Below are 14,906 nucleotides of genomic sequence, written 5' to 3' on the forward strand. Positions count from 1 at the left end.
ATTGCCCAGAATAAACCCACCGCTGCAAGATGGGGCTGTATTTGCTTTTGAATAAAGAGAGGAAAACAGCATCACCAAGCTACTAATTAGGTAGAGCGCTGATTTTCTGATAATTACACAGGGGGGGTGAATTTTACATTTCCCATAACCGGAAGATTTAAGCAATGATACAAAACCGGAAGGGGAAGTGCAAGGGATGCAGAATAGAGACCTGAAATAAAAAAAGTTTACAGAGACTCTAAAAAGGATTAAAGATGAAAAACTACACCAACCCCTTCTCCACCAAATACTCCGCGATCTGAACCGCATTTGTAGCGGCACCCTTGCGGAGGTTGTCAGACACCACCCACATGTTAAGGGTATTGGGCTGGGTTTCGTCGCGGCGTAATCTTCCAACAAAAACTTCATCCCTGTCGTACGCGTCTATGGGCATCGGGTATTTTAAATTCCTTATATCGTCTACCACTATTATTCCCGGCGAAGATGCCAATAGTTGCCGTACTTCTTCGAGGTCAAAATTCTTTTCAAATTCTATATTCACACTCTCGCTGTGCCCGCCCATCACCGGCACCCGCACGGTAGTGGCCGTAACACGAATAGTATCATCACGCATGATCTTCTTCGTTTCATTCACCATCTTCATCTCCTCTTTCGTGTAGCCGTTGTCCAGGAATACATCAATTTGCGGAAGCAGATTCAGGTCAATGGGATACGCATAGGCCATTTCTCCCTTCACTCCTTTACGCTCGTTCATTAGCTGATCCACCGCCTTCTTGCCTGTTCCTGTCACGCTCTGGTAGGTTGAAACTACAATGCGCCTGACCTTATATTTCTGATGAAGGGGGTTCAATGCCACCACCATTTGAATGGTGGAGCAATTCGGATTAGCAATGATCTTATCCTCTTTCCCCAGCACATCCGCGTTGATCTCCGGCACCACCAGTTTCTTGGTGGGATCCATTCGCCAGGCGGAGGAGTTATCCACCACTGTGATGCCTGCCGCTGCAAACTTCGGCGCCCACTCGGTAGAAGTACCGCCCCCAGCAGAAAAAATAGCGATGTCAGGTTTGCACCTGATCGCCTCGTCCATCCCAATAACCTTATACGTCTTGCCTTTGAATGTTACCTCCTTCCCTACACTTTTTTCGGAGGCTACAGGAAAGAACTCCATTACGGGGAAATTTCTTTCCTCCAGCACTTGCATCATTTTGGTACCTACGAGCCCGGTAGCTCCTACAACGGCGATTTTCATGAATCTTGTTTTAATTCCTTACATAAAAAAACCCTTCTTTACGGGAAGGGCCTCTATGACATATACCATGTACAGGTCCTACCCCGGAGGAAAGGCTTTCTTACACTTTTTATACATCATCGTACTCATTTCGACGGCAAATATCTATTATTTTCACCTCACGGCAAAAAAATTCAGACCTTTAATAAGCCATGAGAAAGATCTTCTGCCCCATCCTGCTCCTCACACTTCTTTATTGTTCCTGCGAAACCCCGGTTCAACAGAACGAGGTCTCCGGAGACCGTAAACCGGAAGTATTTGAAAAAGACGGTAAGTACGGCTTCCGTGATTCGCTGGGAGTGATCATCCCTGCCCGGTACGACTTCGCCTACGACTTTGATACCAGCCTTGTTACGGCAGTAACCGATAGTTCCGGCTGGAGCATTATTGACCGGAAAGGGAACTACCTTCTCACTCCGGTGGTGTATGATAATGGTCCTGATTACTTCGAAGAAGGACTCGCCCGCTTCATTGACAATGGCAAAATGGGGTTTTTTAATACCCGCGGACAGAAAGTGATTCCCGCCAACTGGGATTTCGCCACTCCCTTTAAAGCCGGACTTACCAGCGTATGCCTGGGCTGCTCCCAGGTTCCTATTGATGAGGAACATTGGAAAATGGAAGGCGGCAAATGGGGAATGATGGATAAAACCGGGAAAATGGTGATTCCGGCAGAATACCAGGCCTTGCTGCACTTCGACAACGACTCCATTACTATTCAGCAGGATGGCAAGTGGTACAAAATGCATATCCGGAAGCCGGAGCGCATTCCCATTAAGGCACCCTATTAAAAAAGCCCCGCGGGTTTCCGCAGGGCCGGGCAGCATGGGAATGTTTCCGTATCACCAGTTAAAACACACGCTGTAATTGCTTTTAGATTTTTTCATGCCCGTGCGGTGGCTGAGGTTATAACATATGCGCTTCCAGGTTTTTCTCCGCTTGAATTTCTTTGCCCCGCCATTGTAATTACCGGCATAATTATTCCCGTAATTTTCACGCTTTGACTTCTTGATTTTATCACAATCCGGGCAGGGTTTCTCTTGTTGCTCCTCTTTATTCACCTGCGGCTGCTCTTCGTTCCAGTCCTGCTGATTTACCACATTCCGGTCGTTGTTATCCTCATTGTTCACCGGATTATTATTTACATTGAGAATCTGCTGCTGCATCTGTTGCGGAAGCGGATTCTGGTATTGCGGATTGAGGTTCTGCGCTGCGAGGCAACAGGTGAAAAGTACTGCGATGATTGTGAGTGTGTTCTTCATGATTATGCTGCTTTTATGCTCTCCCACCCTCCCCTTTTTTCAAGGGAAGGGTGCAGAGCACTGGTTGTTTAGTTAATGGTTACTGTTCCGTAATTGGTCCAGGTTTTAAATTCATTCGTGTAGTAGAGATAGGCCGCGGAAGCAGGAGCTTCGTACGTGCCGGGGATCTCTGCTTTCAGATCAAAGTTGAGTTCTTTTACGGCTTCCGGAGCCATTCCGGTATAGTAGATCGCAAGTTTATTACCAATGATCTCGTAATAATCGAACATCTTCTTCTCCTGCATTTCCTTCAGCTGCCAGGGCTGAACACTGAATCCGGCAGGTATTCCCACTACTACCATCGTGCTGGGTACGCCTTCTTTTTTCAGGTTCTTCACGGTAGCCTTCAGCCTTACTGTCTCGCCCTGTTTTACGGTCTTCTCGCTGATTTTTACATCCAGATCAATTACACACTCCTTGTTGCTGTTGGGAAGTGAGGTGCTGTATTCAACAGATACCGTGTAAGGAAGTGATTCTTTGGTGTCGGTGAATTTCACTTTGATATCCTCGTTGCCTTTGGTGATGTACTTCTCCAGTCCGTCCATTTCAATAGTTCCTTCCTGTCCGGCCTCATACTTCACCTCATCAACTTTCCTGCCATCTACATAAAGCTCAATTGTTCCGCCCTCTTTAGCTTTTTTAGACTTTTTTGCATACTCGGTCATCGCTTTAAGAGCCAGTACCGTTCCCTGGGTATTACCAAATGTTCCGTAGGAATTGCGGCTGGAAGCCAGCCACTTAACGCTGTTGATCAGGTTGCCGCTGTATGAACCGCCCGGATCCTTCAGCATCGCAATGATTGCCAAAGAGGTGGTCTCGATGGTCAGCGACTGACCGGTGGAATGTGTGATGCTATGTGTGGATCCGGAGAAGCTACCATCGCTCTTCTGAGTTTTAAGGAGCTCCTGCATCACATGGTTATACCGTGAATCCTTATTTGCGCCCAACGTGTTGGCAATAAGTGCCAGCTGGTAAGGGTCCTTGCTTTCCATGGCATTTTTATACGAAGCATTCACCTCTTTTTCCATATTGGAATATCCGGATTCCGCCAGGGCGTAGGTAATATATCCGTTCATCACTTCAGGGCTGATCGAACCGAAGGCGTGATACGCCGTAGTGTTACGGCGATACCCACCGTTTCCATCGCGCTGTTCCATCAGCCAATCAGAAGTACGCTTCAGCATGTCCTTGTCCACTTCTGCGCCTACTCTCTGCATATCGCTGAACTGCATTATGCCGTAAGCGGTAAGCCCTTCGTGAGCGGGAGCCTGTCCGAACCACTGGTATCCTTTTGCATTTGTTTCAAAAGTGACCAGGCGGCTGTAACCTCTTTTGAGAAGGTCGGCTGCTTTTTGCATTGTCTCTGTATTCTTCTCATCGGTATTCTGGTAATAATCCAGCACCATGGTATTCGGCCAGGAACTCATGGATGTTTGCTCGAAGCATCCATGCGGCTCGCGAAGAATACCGTCCAGCCCGGTCAGAATATCTCCCACTACCGACGGGAAAGCGGCAAATTTCACACGAAGAGATCCTTTGATCATATTCCGGATATCGAGTTTGAACTGCCCGTTTCTGTCTGTTCCGTTATAAGAAACCGCCACCGGGAATCCTTTAGCTACAATAGTGATTGGTTGTGAGAATGCATCTTTCATTCCACAAGCGCTGAATTCCACGCTCAGGTTTCCGCTTCGGGCATCGCTGCCCACCTCATACTGAAGTAACACCGTTTTAGCTTTACCGGGAGCAATGGTTTGCAGTTCGGTTACGGAGCCCATCAGTTTCATTCCCTCAGGTGCCGTAAAGCGGAGCATACCGGACACAGGCTTGGCTGTGTTATTCTTCAGGGTCAGCGGAATGCTGATCTGATCCAGCGTAGCCACTTCCACGGGAGCTTTCACGGTCATCGCAATGGGAGTTTGGGTGAAGATCACTTTTTCTCCTCTGCCCACGCTGCCATTGTTTCCTACTCCTTCTGCAACAGCCCGGAAAGATGTAATCTCATCCGAATTGTAAAATGCAACTGTCTTTACTCCGTTTGCACCTACCTGCACCTCCGGATTCCAATATACAGTGCTGCGGAAATCTTCACGAACCGTGGGAATTTCACCGTCTTTATACTGAGGAGCTGCGAATTCGCGGGAGCGATACAGCCCGGTAGCTGAAACATTTCCCATTGGGCCGAACTTCTCTGCCTTCCCCTTTTTCTTCAGTTCTTTACCGCTAACCGGATCATTAACATTTTTCTGGTCCACCGGCTTTGAATCCGGTGCGCCGAAGGCAACAATCGTTCCTGATTTAACCTGTACATTGTTTCCGGTACCCGTTACCACCGTGGTGGATTTGGGCATTGGCGCCGGGGCTGATTTTTTGGGTGCGAAATCATCAAAACCGGCACTGCGCGATTTATTCTTCACGCCATTTCCGGCATTGTCCTTCTTCTGCTGCTGTACCTGCACTTTCATTTCATCTCTCTGAACAGGTACAAACTGTACATCTTCCAGCTCCATTACACCAGCATCACCGTCAGAGGAAGGAACAGCATCATAATAATAGCTCTGGTACTGCTGGTTATTTTTCGGATACAGGTAAACGTACATCGCCGGATTATAGGTATTCACATACATCTGGTTCGCATTGTACTGGGGCGCGTCAACAGTAAAGGTTACGGGCTCGAACAGTTCCAGCTTGTTGAAAATAAATCGTCCGGAAGCATCGGTTTTAAATACATTACCATTGCTGTTCATTTTAATAGTAGCATTCGGTACCGGCTGTGAGGTGTAAGCATTGTATACCACTCCACTCACTACGGCGCGTTCACCCTGATAATACATGGGAGGGAACTGCCGGGCGATTACCTGCTTCCATTCAAATCTTCTCCAACCGGAAGTAAGCAGGAGGAAATCCAGCGCCTGGTCCGCTTTCGCTTCTTTCTTATCAAAGTAAAAATTAGGTTCCTCCACCTTTTGCTTCAGATCGCTCTCCAAAAGAAGTTTCGCAAGGATATTTCCCTGGCGATCATCGGCAAAAGCATTCAGCTGATCGTTCATAACCGTAAGGGCCAGGTCGGCTGCTGCAGGAGCACCATGTTCATCCGTAACGGTTATCGTCATATTCACCTTCTCGCGGGGCATGTATTTTTCCTTGTCGGTTGTGATGTTCACGTTGAGCTGCTTCTTTTTATTCATGAATGCAAGTCGCTCACACACCTCCACTCCGTTTTCATCGAACAGTGTAAACTGCGCCACACCGATAGGGAATGAAGAAGAAGGAATCAGGAAAAGATTTTCTCCGGACTTCACTTTTAATGCAGTGCTGTAAACAATCTTTCCGCGTACCTGTCCGATCAGAGAAAGTTCCTTGCTTTCATTGGAATTAATTTTGATGCCTACCTCACCTGGTTTTGTATTGTTGATGGCCAGCGTATAGCCGGTTGGCTGTACCGTGGGAAGGCTGTACGTGGTTTTCACACCCTCCGGGCGGGTAATCTTAACTGTATATTGCTCTTTATCGGATGGGATCATGTTAAACGCGCCCATTCCGAAATGGAAACTGGAAAACGATGCGATCTCTTTCCCTTTGGAGTCCAGAACAACTCCATCCACATCCGCCGGTTTTCCGAATTCATTCAGCGCGCGGAAAGCAACCTTGCTTCCCATCCCGTTCACCAGATCTCCTCCTTCGGGAAAGAATTCCAGCTTAATGTTATTTAGGACAATGGGTATAGAACGGGATACTGACTCCGTGTTCCCGTTATAATCCATCATTATATTCACAAGTCCGTCGTTACTCTTGAGTTTGTTGGGAAGTTTGAATTTGATCTTTTTCTGTCCCAGTACATCGGTCATCGCCATTTCTTCGGTAAATTTTTCCCCACCGATGTTCACCACCACCTTCACTTTCTGGTTAGACAGCGGTTTATTCTCGTTCGTATTCACCTCTAGTTTCACACTTACTTCATCACCGGGGCCATAGGCTTTTTTCTCAAAATCGAGTTTCATTTTCAGGTTGGGAAGTATAACGTCCTGCACCTGGATGTCTTTTTCGAACCCATAGGTGCCGGAGGAGAAGTTGCGCATCCATTGCGTATAAGCGCGTACCTTATACATACCGCCCGCTGCCATCTCGCTGATTGCAAAATCACCTTTCCCCTGTCCGTCGCGTGCAAGTATTTTGATGGTTTTTTCAACCGTTCCTTTCGGACTCATGAGGTCCACATAAAGCATTTCGCTTTTGGTGCTCGGTTTCAGCGAAACCCCGTCACGTACAAAAGCCGAAAACCAGATGGTCTCACCCGGCTCATAAAACGGCTTGTCAAACTGCAGATACAGGCGGTCCTCCGGAGCGCGCTCATTCCAGGTTCTTGTTTTTTCCTTCAGTGAAGTTGTAAAGGAGTTGTCCGCCGCGCTGTGATACAAGGCGGGGTACATCCAGCTTATCATACATACCATTCCGGCGGCAGCTACTGCGGCAAGAACGGGTTTGATGAACGACTTTCTCATGGTATTGGTTTTTAAGTGTCTTTGCCTGTTTGATGCCCCAGGATCATGAATTCCATAAGCCCCATCTCTTTTTTTAAAGATTATCTTTGTATCGCTCTTGGAAACAGGCCAAAACATACGCTCTTTACCGGATGCCGAACTGGTAGCGCTATATAAGTCGTTGAATAACAGCGAGATAGTAGGAATTCTCTTTGAGCGGCATACCGTCATGGTTTTTGGTATATGCATGAAATACCTCGGCGATGAAGATGAGGCCCAGGATGCAGTAATGCTGATTTTTGAGAAATTGCTGGAAGACCTTAAGAAACATGAGGTTGAGAACTTCAAATCCTGGCTGCACAGTGTGGCCAGGAATCACTGTCTGATGTATTTACGGAGCCGTAAATCAAAGCAGGAAAGATTGAAGGAGTATAAGAAGGATGAAGAGGCGGTTATGGAATCCTCTGTTTTCATGCATCAAGAGGGTGAAAAGGATAAAGAAGTGATGTTGCGGCAGCTGGAAGAATGCATAAAGAAACTGAATGAGCAGCAGCGCATGAGTGTTGAATTGTTCTTTTTAAAAGAAAAGAGTTACACGGAAGTATCGGGGATTACTGGATACTCCATGAACGAAGTAAAAAGTTTTATCCAGAACGGTAAGCGGAATCTTACCAACTGTATGAACGGAAAAAATGAGTGATCAGTTCCATAAGCTATTCGGACCCGACGGGCATATACCGGAGGAGATGATGTTACGTTATGTTGGGAAGCAGCTGAATGCTGCTGAAGAACATAAAGTAGAGCGACATACGCTGGGGTGTGAGATTTGCTCCGATGTATTGGAAGGGCTGCTGGCTGTTCGTAACCGGGAAAAGATTCCGGTGATCATTGATACCATTAAGAAGGAAGTACGTCTTCAAACATCTCCTCCACAGGTAAAGGTGGTCCGTATGACCACCCGCACCTGGGTTTCTATGGCCGCAGGTCTTACCCTGGTTCTTGGCCTTGGCTATTTCTTTATTTCACAGGATAAAGATCTCAGTTCACCGGTTACCACGGAAGAATTGTCCCCACTTAAAGAAGAAAATCAGGGAGGTGCGGTAACAGAAACCGGCAAGGAGGAGCCCAAACCGGAAAATCTGACTTCACCTCCTGGTACGGGAGAAAATTCCACTTTGGAACGAAAAGGTACCGGTACGCTCACATTCACTAACGAATCTGGTAAAGAAGAGTTTACGGTCTCAGAAGAAGAAGTGAATGCGCCGAAATCTGCTTCGGAAGATATTATTTTTACAGGCCCGGACTCAAAGGTTCCCCTGACTGATGATTTAAAAAAGAACGACGCTGCACCTTCAGAAACTTCAGTGCAGGAGGGAGACAACGACCTGCAGGATGTTGAGATAGAAAATAAACAGCAAAAAAAATCCAATTCAGACGTTCCCAATGTAATAAACAAAGGAAAAACGGCCGGTAAGAAGAAAAGAAGTTCCGTTAAATTCGGCGATTCATCCCAAAAGGAAAAAACAAAAGACGCGTCCATAAACGATAAGGCTCCTCCCGAAAAAACTGTTACAACCATGCCTCCGCCAAGCCCTAACCAGGTGATCGTGCCAACGGACAACAATACGTATAATACGGTTCCAAACACTTCCACTACTACTTCTGGTAATACTAATAATCAGGGGTATAATTTCGGTGGAATGGCCGATAGTATTTATGTAACAACTGATATACATTTTAAGCAGGGGATGACATACCTGGATACCGGTAAGACGGATCTGGCTATCGCAGAATTCCTTGAGGTTATCAAGTACCCAAAGCATCCAAAGTACGAGGAGGCCCGCTGGAATCTGGCTTTATCCTACCTTAAGAAAGGTGAGAAAGAAAAGGGTAAAACGTTGTTGGAGGAGATCAGCAAAGGAACCGGACAATACAAGCAGCAGGCCGTTAAGAAGCTGGAAGAGATTAAGTAGGTCAGACCAAAATTTATTTAATGACCTGACCTACTGAATCTGTTATTCTGACTTAATTAATAAACAATCACCTTCTTCACACTCTGGTTCGCTTCGTTTCGGATGCTGAGTGTATAAACTCCCTTGCCGAAGCTGGTGATGTCGAAGCGGTGACTGTAGTTTCCGGAAAAGGTACTCAGCTTCTCTGAATATACGGTTTGCCCTATCGCATTCTGGATCTCTATGGTTAGATTATGTGATCCCAAAATACCAAACTCAAGATTGAACACTCCATCATTCGGATTCGGGAAGAGGTTGAAATGTGTAAGCGAGAATTCTTCCACTCCAGTATAGATCGCAGAAAAGCCGGTGGATGTAGCAGTGCATCCGTTGGCATCTGTAACTACTACCGTGTATGTTCCGGTTTGTGTAATGGTGTACGACTGATTTGTAGCACCCGATATGAGCACACTGTTCAGGTACCACTGATAGGTTGCAAAGGCTGGATTACATGTGAGCACGTTGCTCAGCTGAGTAATAGTGGGCGTGGCCGGAGCCGGATAAACAGTCACTGTTACTATGGTGGTATTAGTACATCCGCCTGCTGTGCCTGTTACCGTATACGAGGTGGTAGCCGTCGGAGATGCCGTTACGGAAGTTCCGGTAGTTGCGCTTAAGCCCGTAGCCGGCGCCCAGGTATACGTGTTGGCTCCGTTAGCGGTGAGTACAACATTGCCGCCTGGACAATACGCCGGATTAGCAGGCGAAACTGTTACTGTGGGGTTGGTGGTAACCGTTACCGTTACCGTGGTGGTACGTGTACATCCATTGGAACCGGTTCCCGTAACTGTATAGGTTGTTGTTACGGTAGGCGATGCCGTTACGGTAGCGCCTGTTGTAGCACTCAGACTTGCTCCGGGTGCCCAGGCATAGGTGCTGGCACCCGTAGCGGTAATGGACGTAGAAGAAGTGGAACACAGTACCGGATTTGCTGCTGTAGCTGTTACGGTAGGTGAAGGATTCACCGTAATGGTTCTTGTAGCGGTACGGGTACATCCGTTGGAAGACGTTCCTGTTACAGTATACGTTGTAGTAACAGTCGGGGTAGCGGTAACCGTTGCACCGGTGGTAGCACTTAAGCTGGCACCGGGTGCCCAAGTATAAGAAACGCCACCACTGGCAGTTATGCTGGTGCTTGAGCCGCTGCAAATGGTTGCGTTAGTAACCGTGGTGGTGATGGTAGGTGAAGGAATAACGGTTATGGTTTGTGTGGCGGTGCGGGTACATCCTGCTACACTGGTGGCGGTAACCGTATACACTGTGGTTACAGTGGGGGTGGCCGTAACCGTTGCACCGGTAGTAGCGCTCAAACTTGCACCGGGTGTCCAGGTATAGGTACTTCCTCCGCTGGCGGTTATTGAAGACGAACTGCCGCTGCAGATTGTTGCAGGAGTTGGGGTTACAGTAACCGTTGGGAGCGGATTTACTGTTACAAGAACTGTCGCCGTGTTGGTACATCCGTTCGAAGCGCTTCCCGTAACGGTATATGTTGTGGTTACCGTAGGGTTGGCCGTTACGTTATTGCCCGTAGTGGCGCTGAGGCCTGATGCAGGTGCCCAGGTATACGAATTGGGGTTTTGGCCGCCGGATGCGGTAATAGCAACACTTCCGCCTGAGCAGAAGGTGGCGGTGGACGGCGTTGCAGTAATCGTAGGTCGCGGATTCACGGTAATTGTTTGTGTAGCGGTGCGGGTACAACCGTTCGATCCGGTTCCAGTTACCGTATACGTGGTAGTCACTGTTGGAGAGGCGGTAACAGATGCACCGGTGGTAGCGCTTAAGCTGGCACCGGGTGCCCAGGTATACGATGCGGCTCCGGTTCCTGTAAGTGTTGTGTTAGATCCTGCACAAATAGTTGCGGACGATGCGGAAACAGAAACCGTTGGCAATGGGTTCACCGCTACCGTAACCGTTCCTGTACGTGTACATCCGTTCGCGTTAGTTCCGGTAACTGTATAAGTAGTGGTTACCGTTGGTGTGGCTGTTACGGTAGTGCCTGTTGTTGCACTCAGACTTGCCCCGGGTGCCCAGGTGTAGCTCGTACCTCCGCTTGCTGTTACACTTGATGAACTACCGCTGCATATCGTGGCTGGTGTTGGTGTAACGGTTATGGTGGGAAGCGGGTTCACGGTAACCGTTACAGTAGCTGTTCGTGTACATCCGTTTCCTCCGGTACCGGTTACCGTGTATGTGGTAGTAGCCGTGGGGCTGGCTGTTACGTTTGCTCCTGTTGTGGCGCTCAGTGAAGTTGCCGGGCTCCAGGTATAAGTTGTTCCGCCGGCGGCGGTCAGCGCTACGTTACCGCCCTGGCAGTAACTGGGTGCGGCAGGAGTAACGGTGATAGTAGGCTGCGGATTCACCGTGATTACCTGAGTGGTGGTACTGGATCCATTGGCGTTTGATGCGGTAAGAGTCACGGTATAGGTCCCTGCCGTGCTCCAGCAAACAGAACCCGGATTCTGAACATTGGATGTGGCCGGTGTTCCGCTCGGGAAAGTCCAGCTCCATGCGGTAGGTGAACCGGTAGATGCGTCGGAGAAACTGATACAGCCGTTCGCACAGGTAGATGTTGAACTAGCGTTCATCACGGCCGTTGGCGGCGGACCGCTCACAGGGGTACCGTTCAGATTAATGTTATCTACATAAATATTATTTCCCCAACGACCACGGTTCTGAAATACGACCATGAATGTAGGTTGTCCGGTATACGTATTAAGGTTAACAGTTTCCGTTCTCCATTGTGTAGAAGTAGGAGTAAATGCAGTGGTATTATCCGGTGCGGTAGCCAGCGTTGGACCACCTTTGATCCAGACCTGGGTAAAAGTTTGCCCGCAGTCAGTGGAAATCAGAACGGCCAGCGTATCGCTGTAAGTAGCATCATAACGCGCGTAAGCCACGTCGAAACTAAGTGTACACGTACTCACCGTGGTGAGATCATATTTAGGACTCCACATTTCATCTCGTAAACCCGAGCTATTCAGTGTGTAGTTGTCGTACCACATACACGCGGTGGAAAGTGCATATCCTCCGGTGGCGATAGTACGTGCCCAAACGTAGCTATCCAGTCCTGCGTCCTTATTGATCCAGTTGGTAGGAGGGAAAGTAGGCGAAGGCTCGAATCCTTCCTGCAGCGGAAGAGGACCGGCGGTTGAAATGGTAATGTATGTTGTTTTGGTTTCCGTATCGGTGCCATTGGCATTCGTTGCGGTCAGTGTCACTGAATAAGTTCCGGGTGCGCTGTAACAGATCAGCGGATTCTGGGAAGTGGATGTGGCCGGCGTTCCTCCCTGGAAGCTCCAGCTCCAGCTGGTGGGTGAAAACGATGAAATATCGGTAAACTGGATACAAATTCCCGGGCATCCGCTGGTGTAGTTTGATGTAAAGTCTGCCACAGGAGCAGAACTTCCTGAGGAGAACAGATCTGATTCCCAGATACCACGTCCGTACGTAGCTGCTCTGATTTTTCCGAGTGTGTACTGAATCTCCAGTTCATTCACGATTACGTTTGGAAGTCCTGTAAAGAAGTTCACCCAGGTCGCGTTGTTGTCATCGCGATAATATACACCCACATCCGTTCCCACATACACACCGTTGGCGGATGCGTTCTGGTAAACGACACAGTTCACCGGAAGGTTAGGGAGGCCGGTAGAATAATTCGTCCAGGTTGCTCCGGCATCGGTAGACATATACACTTTAGTACCTGAAACATACCCCGAATACGTAACATACACCCGTGTTGGATCCGTTGTGGAAGTATAGATATATGTCATGGCCGCCGAAGTCGGCAGCGCTCCTGTTACGTTAGTAAAGGAAGTTCCGCCGTTGGTAGACCGGAATACTGCATTCTGTTTGATAGCGTATATATAGGACGGATTGGATTTCGCATAATGAACCTGCACGAAGCTTCCGCTACCTCCGGTGGTGGCACCCAGCGCGGTCCATGTGGTTCCGCTGTTTGTACTTTGATATAAACTGGCTTTGCCGATCAGCAGCGTGCTGGAGGTAGTGGGATGCATCACATACGGAGTTACCCAGTTACCATTGGCATTCACCCCGCTTCCACCTGTGTTTACGATGGTAGACCACGATCCCCCATCGTTGGTAGAACGGCGTACGTTGCCGTAATAAAGTTCACCATAAAGGATCGAGGCATTATTATAGTCAATGATACACTCCATACCATCGCCGCCGATGATAGCCTGGAAAGTGGTACCGGTATTTTTGCTGGTTCCATTATCCTGCCAGCCATGGATATTTTTATTACTCACGGTTGCAGAAGTTCCCAACCGGTACATCTGTGCAATGTGTAATCCGCTGCTCAGATCCGACCATGCACCTCCGTTATTGGTAGTTCTGAAAATTCCACCGTCGTTCCCGCACATCACAGTGGTTCCGTTCACATATTCCAGCCAGTGATGATCAGCATGTACATAAGGAGCGCCGCTTCCGGTCCAGTGTGCATTCAGTGTCCAGCTGGTTCCGCCGTTAGTGGTTCTCCATACGTTCACACCACCCGCCACACACTCGTTCGCATTGGTTGGGGAAGCAGCCAGCGCGAGGTCGTACCAACTCTGCCCGCCGGTATCATTACCGGCGCTCGCCCAACCGAGCATATTTGAAGGGGAAGAAACGGTGATCTGAGTAAAACTTGCCCCGCTGTTCGTGGAACGGTAAAAAGCGAGGAATCCGCTATTCGCAGCACTGCCTGCCAGCATATAAACATAGGCTGTATTGGCTGCAGTTACTGCAATGGCAAGGCGGTTCGCGGAAGTATTGTTAAATGGGTTAGAATAGGATGCTCCGGAATTTGTGGAAAGATAAAAACCGGTAGCCGTTACAGCATAAACAGTAGCAGGAGATCCGGGTTTCAATTCCGCATCTTTGAAGTTCCCAGCCTGTGTTTGAACAAAAGTTGTTCCGCCGTCGGTGGAGCGATACATTCCGATGCTAGTGGCTGCGTGAATAATTTGTGTGTTGCTGGGATCAATGAGCAGCTTACTTATACGGCGTCCGTTTGTCACCACCCAGTTCAGGTTGGTTGTATTCCATGTGGTTCCCCCGTTTGTAGATTTCAAAACACCAATGCTGTAGGTATCCGCAGCATCGCCGTCGCCTGTGGCCAGGTACATGACCTGGCTGTTGGTAGGATCAATGGCAAGGTGGGTTGCGCCTATGGCCGCCAGCCCGTCTGTGTTCCACATGGTCCATGAACCTCCGCTGTTGGTTGTTTTCCACAATCCTCCACCCGGTGCGCATACATACCAGGTGGTAGAGGAATTAGGATCTATCACCACACCATTCACCCGGCCCACGCCTGTTCCGCTCGACTGTGTCAATGGTCCGATATATGTCCAGTTTCCGGCTTGGGGTGAAGGATTCGGTCCCTGCGATTCTGTCAGAAGATTTTGTGCCCATTGTGCGTAGTAGGTTTGCATGGCAGTGTACATCTGCGTGCGGTCTCCATGTGGAAACACACGAGGTCCGACAAAATTTTCCCAGCGCTTGAATGCTTTAAATCCTTTTCCACGTTCTGTGTAATCGCGGGATGACCAATATTGATCGAACTCGTCCTGAACGTCATAGAAGTTCTGGTTCGGATCCTGCATCATATCTACCCAATTCTGGGCGTGCAGGTTAAACGACAATACCGTAACTGAAAGTATTGCTACAAGGGCAGAAAAAGTTCTCATGAGATTTTGCTTTAGGGGCTATACCTGATTCTTCAGCTATAAAGAAACGAAAAAACAAAGGAAAAAGCAATAGGGCCTCACCTAAGGCCTGACGAACCACTGAATTTCTTCGACGAACTTAAATTTCGTGA

Annotated in this window: 7 protein-coding genes; 3 read left to right on the forward strand and 4 right to left on the reverse strand. The window is 48.5% G+C overall.

The window, feature by feature from the left end; translation table 11 throughout:
- Positions 1–262: 262 nt before the first annotated feature.
- Positions 263–1,252 carry an aspartate-semialdehyde dehydrogenase gene (locus IT233_13460; protein ID MCC7303642.1) on the reverse strand — a complete coding sequence of 330 codons (990 nt, stop codon included), beginning with the start codon at positions 1,250–1,252 and terminating at the stop codon, positions 263–265.
- A 191-nt stretch (positions 1,253–1,443) separates the two neighbouring features.
- Here IT233_13460 and IT233_13465 point away from each other — a divergent pair, with 191 nt between their 5' ends.
- Entirely contained in the window at positions 1,444–2,082 is a 639-nt protein-coding gene (locus tag IT233_13465; GenBank protein ID MCC7303643.1) for a WG repeat-containing protein, read from the forward strand.
- Positions 2,083–2,133: 51 nt separating this feature from the next.
- Here the strand turns inward: IT233_13465 and IT233_13470 are convergent, their stop codons facing one another.
- Together IT233_13470 and IT233_13475 are read right to left on the reverse strand one after the other, a co-directional pair.
- The gene (locus IT233_13470) at positions 2,134–2,553 is read right to left on the reverse strand and encodes a hypothetical protein (protein ID MCC7303644.1); all 420 of its coding nucleotides are present in this window, start codon (positions 2,551–2,553) and stop codon (positions 2,134–2,136) included.
- A 68-nt stretch (positions 2,554–2,621) separates the two neighbouring features.
- Positions 2,622–7,094: a hypothetical protein gene (locus tag IT233_13475; GenBank protein ID MCC7303645.1), complete on the reverse strand. Its 4,473-nt coding sequence runs from the start codon at positions 7,092–7,094 to the stop codon at positions 2,622–2,624.
- A 208-nt stretch (positions 7,095–7,302) separates the two neighbouring features.
- Here IT233_13475 and IT233_13480 point away from each other — a divergent pair, with 208 nt between their 5' ends.
- Positions 7,303–7,773 carry a sigma-70 family RNA polymerase sigma factor gene (locus IT233_13480; protein MCC7303646.1) on the forward strand — a complete coding sequence of 157 codons (471 nt, stop codon included), beginning with the start codon at positions 7,303–7,305 and terminating at the stop codon, positions 7,771–7,773.
- On the forward strand, positions 7,766–9,046 hold the full coding sequence (locus tag IT233_13485) for a hypothetical protein (GenBank protein MCC7303647.1): 1,281 nt from the start codon (positions 7,766–7,768) through the stop codon (positions 9,044–9,046). Before IT233_13480 ends, IT233_13485 begins: the two co-directional genes overlap by 8 nt.
- Before the next feature lie 56 nt (positions 9,047–9,102).
- Here IT233_13485 and IT233_13490 read toward each other — a convergent pair whose 3' ends face one another.
- A complete protein-coding gene (locus IT233_13490) occupies positions 9,103–14,775 on the reverse strand; it encodes a PKD domain-containing protein (GenBank protein ID MCC7303648.1) in 5,673 nt (1,890 codons plus the stop codon).
- Positions 14,776–14,906 lie beyond the last annotated feature (131 nt).

It is taken from the genome of Bacteroidia bacterium, from assembly GCA_020852255.1.
Classification (GTDB): domain Bacteria; phylum Bacteroidota; class Bacteroidia; order JADZBD01; family JADZBD01; genus JADZBD01.

What these genes read in the sequence shown, in the direction of transcription:
- IT233_13460 (MCC7303642.1), bottom strand. Translation starts at nt 1,252, where the DNA reads ATGAAAATCGCCGTTGTAGGAGCTACCGGGCTCGTAGGTACCAAAATG.
- IT233_13465 (MCC7303643.1), top strand. Translation starts at nt 1,444, where the DNA reads ATGAGAAAGATCTTCTGCCCCATCCTGCTCCTCACACTTCTTTATTGT.
- IT233_13470 (MCC7303644.1), bottom strand. Translation starts at nt 2,553, where the DNA reads ATGAAGAACACACTCACAATCATCGCAGTACTTTTCACCTGTTGCCTC.
- IT233_13475 (MCC7303645.1), bottom strand. Translation starts at nt 7,094, where the DNA reads ATGAGAAAGTCGTTCATCAAACCCGTTCTTGCCGCAGTAGCTGCCGCC.
- IT233_13480 (MCC7303646.1), top strand. Translation starts at nt 7,303, where the DNA reads ATGGTTTTTGGTATATGCATGAAATACCTCGGCGATGAAGATGAGGCC.
- IT233_13485 (MCC7303647.1), top strand. Translation starts at nt 7,766, where the DNA reads ATGAGTGATCAGTTCCATAAGCTATTCGGACCCGACGGGCATATACCG.
- IT233_13490 (MCC7303648.1), bottom strand. Translation starts at nt 14,775, where the DNA reads ATGAGAACTTTTTCTGCCCTTGTAGCAATACTTTCAGTTACGGTATTG.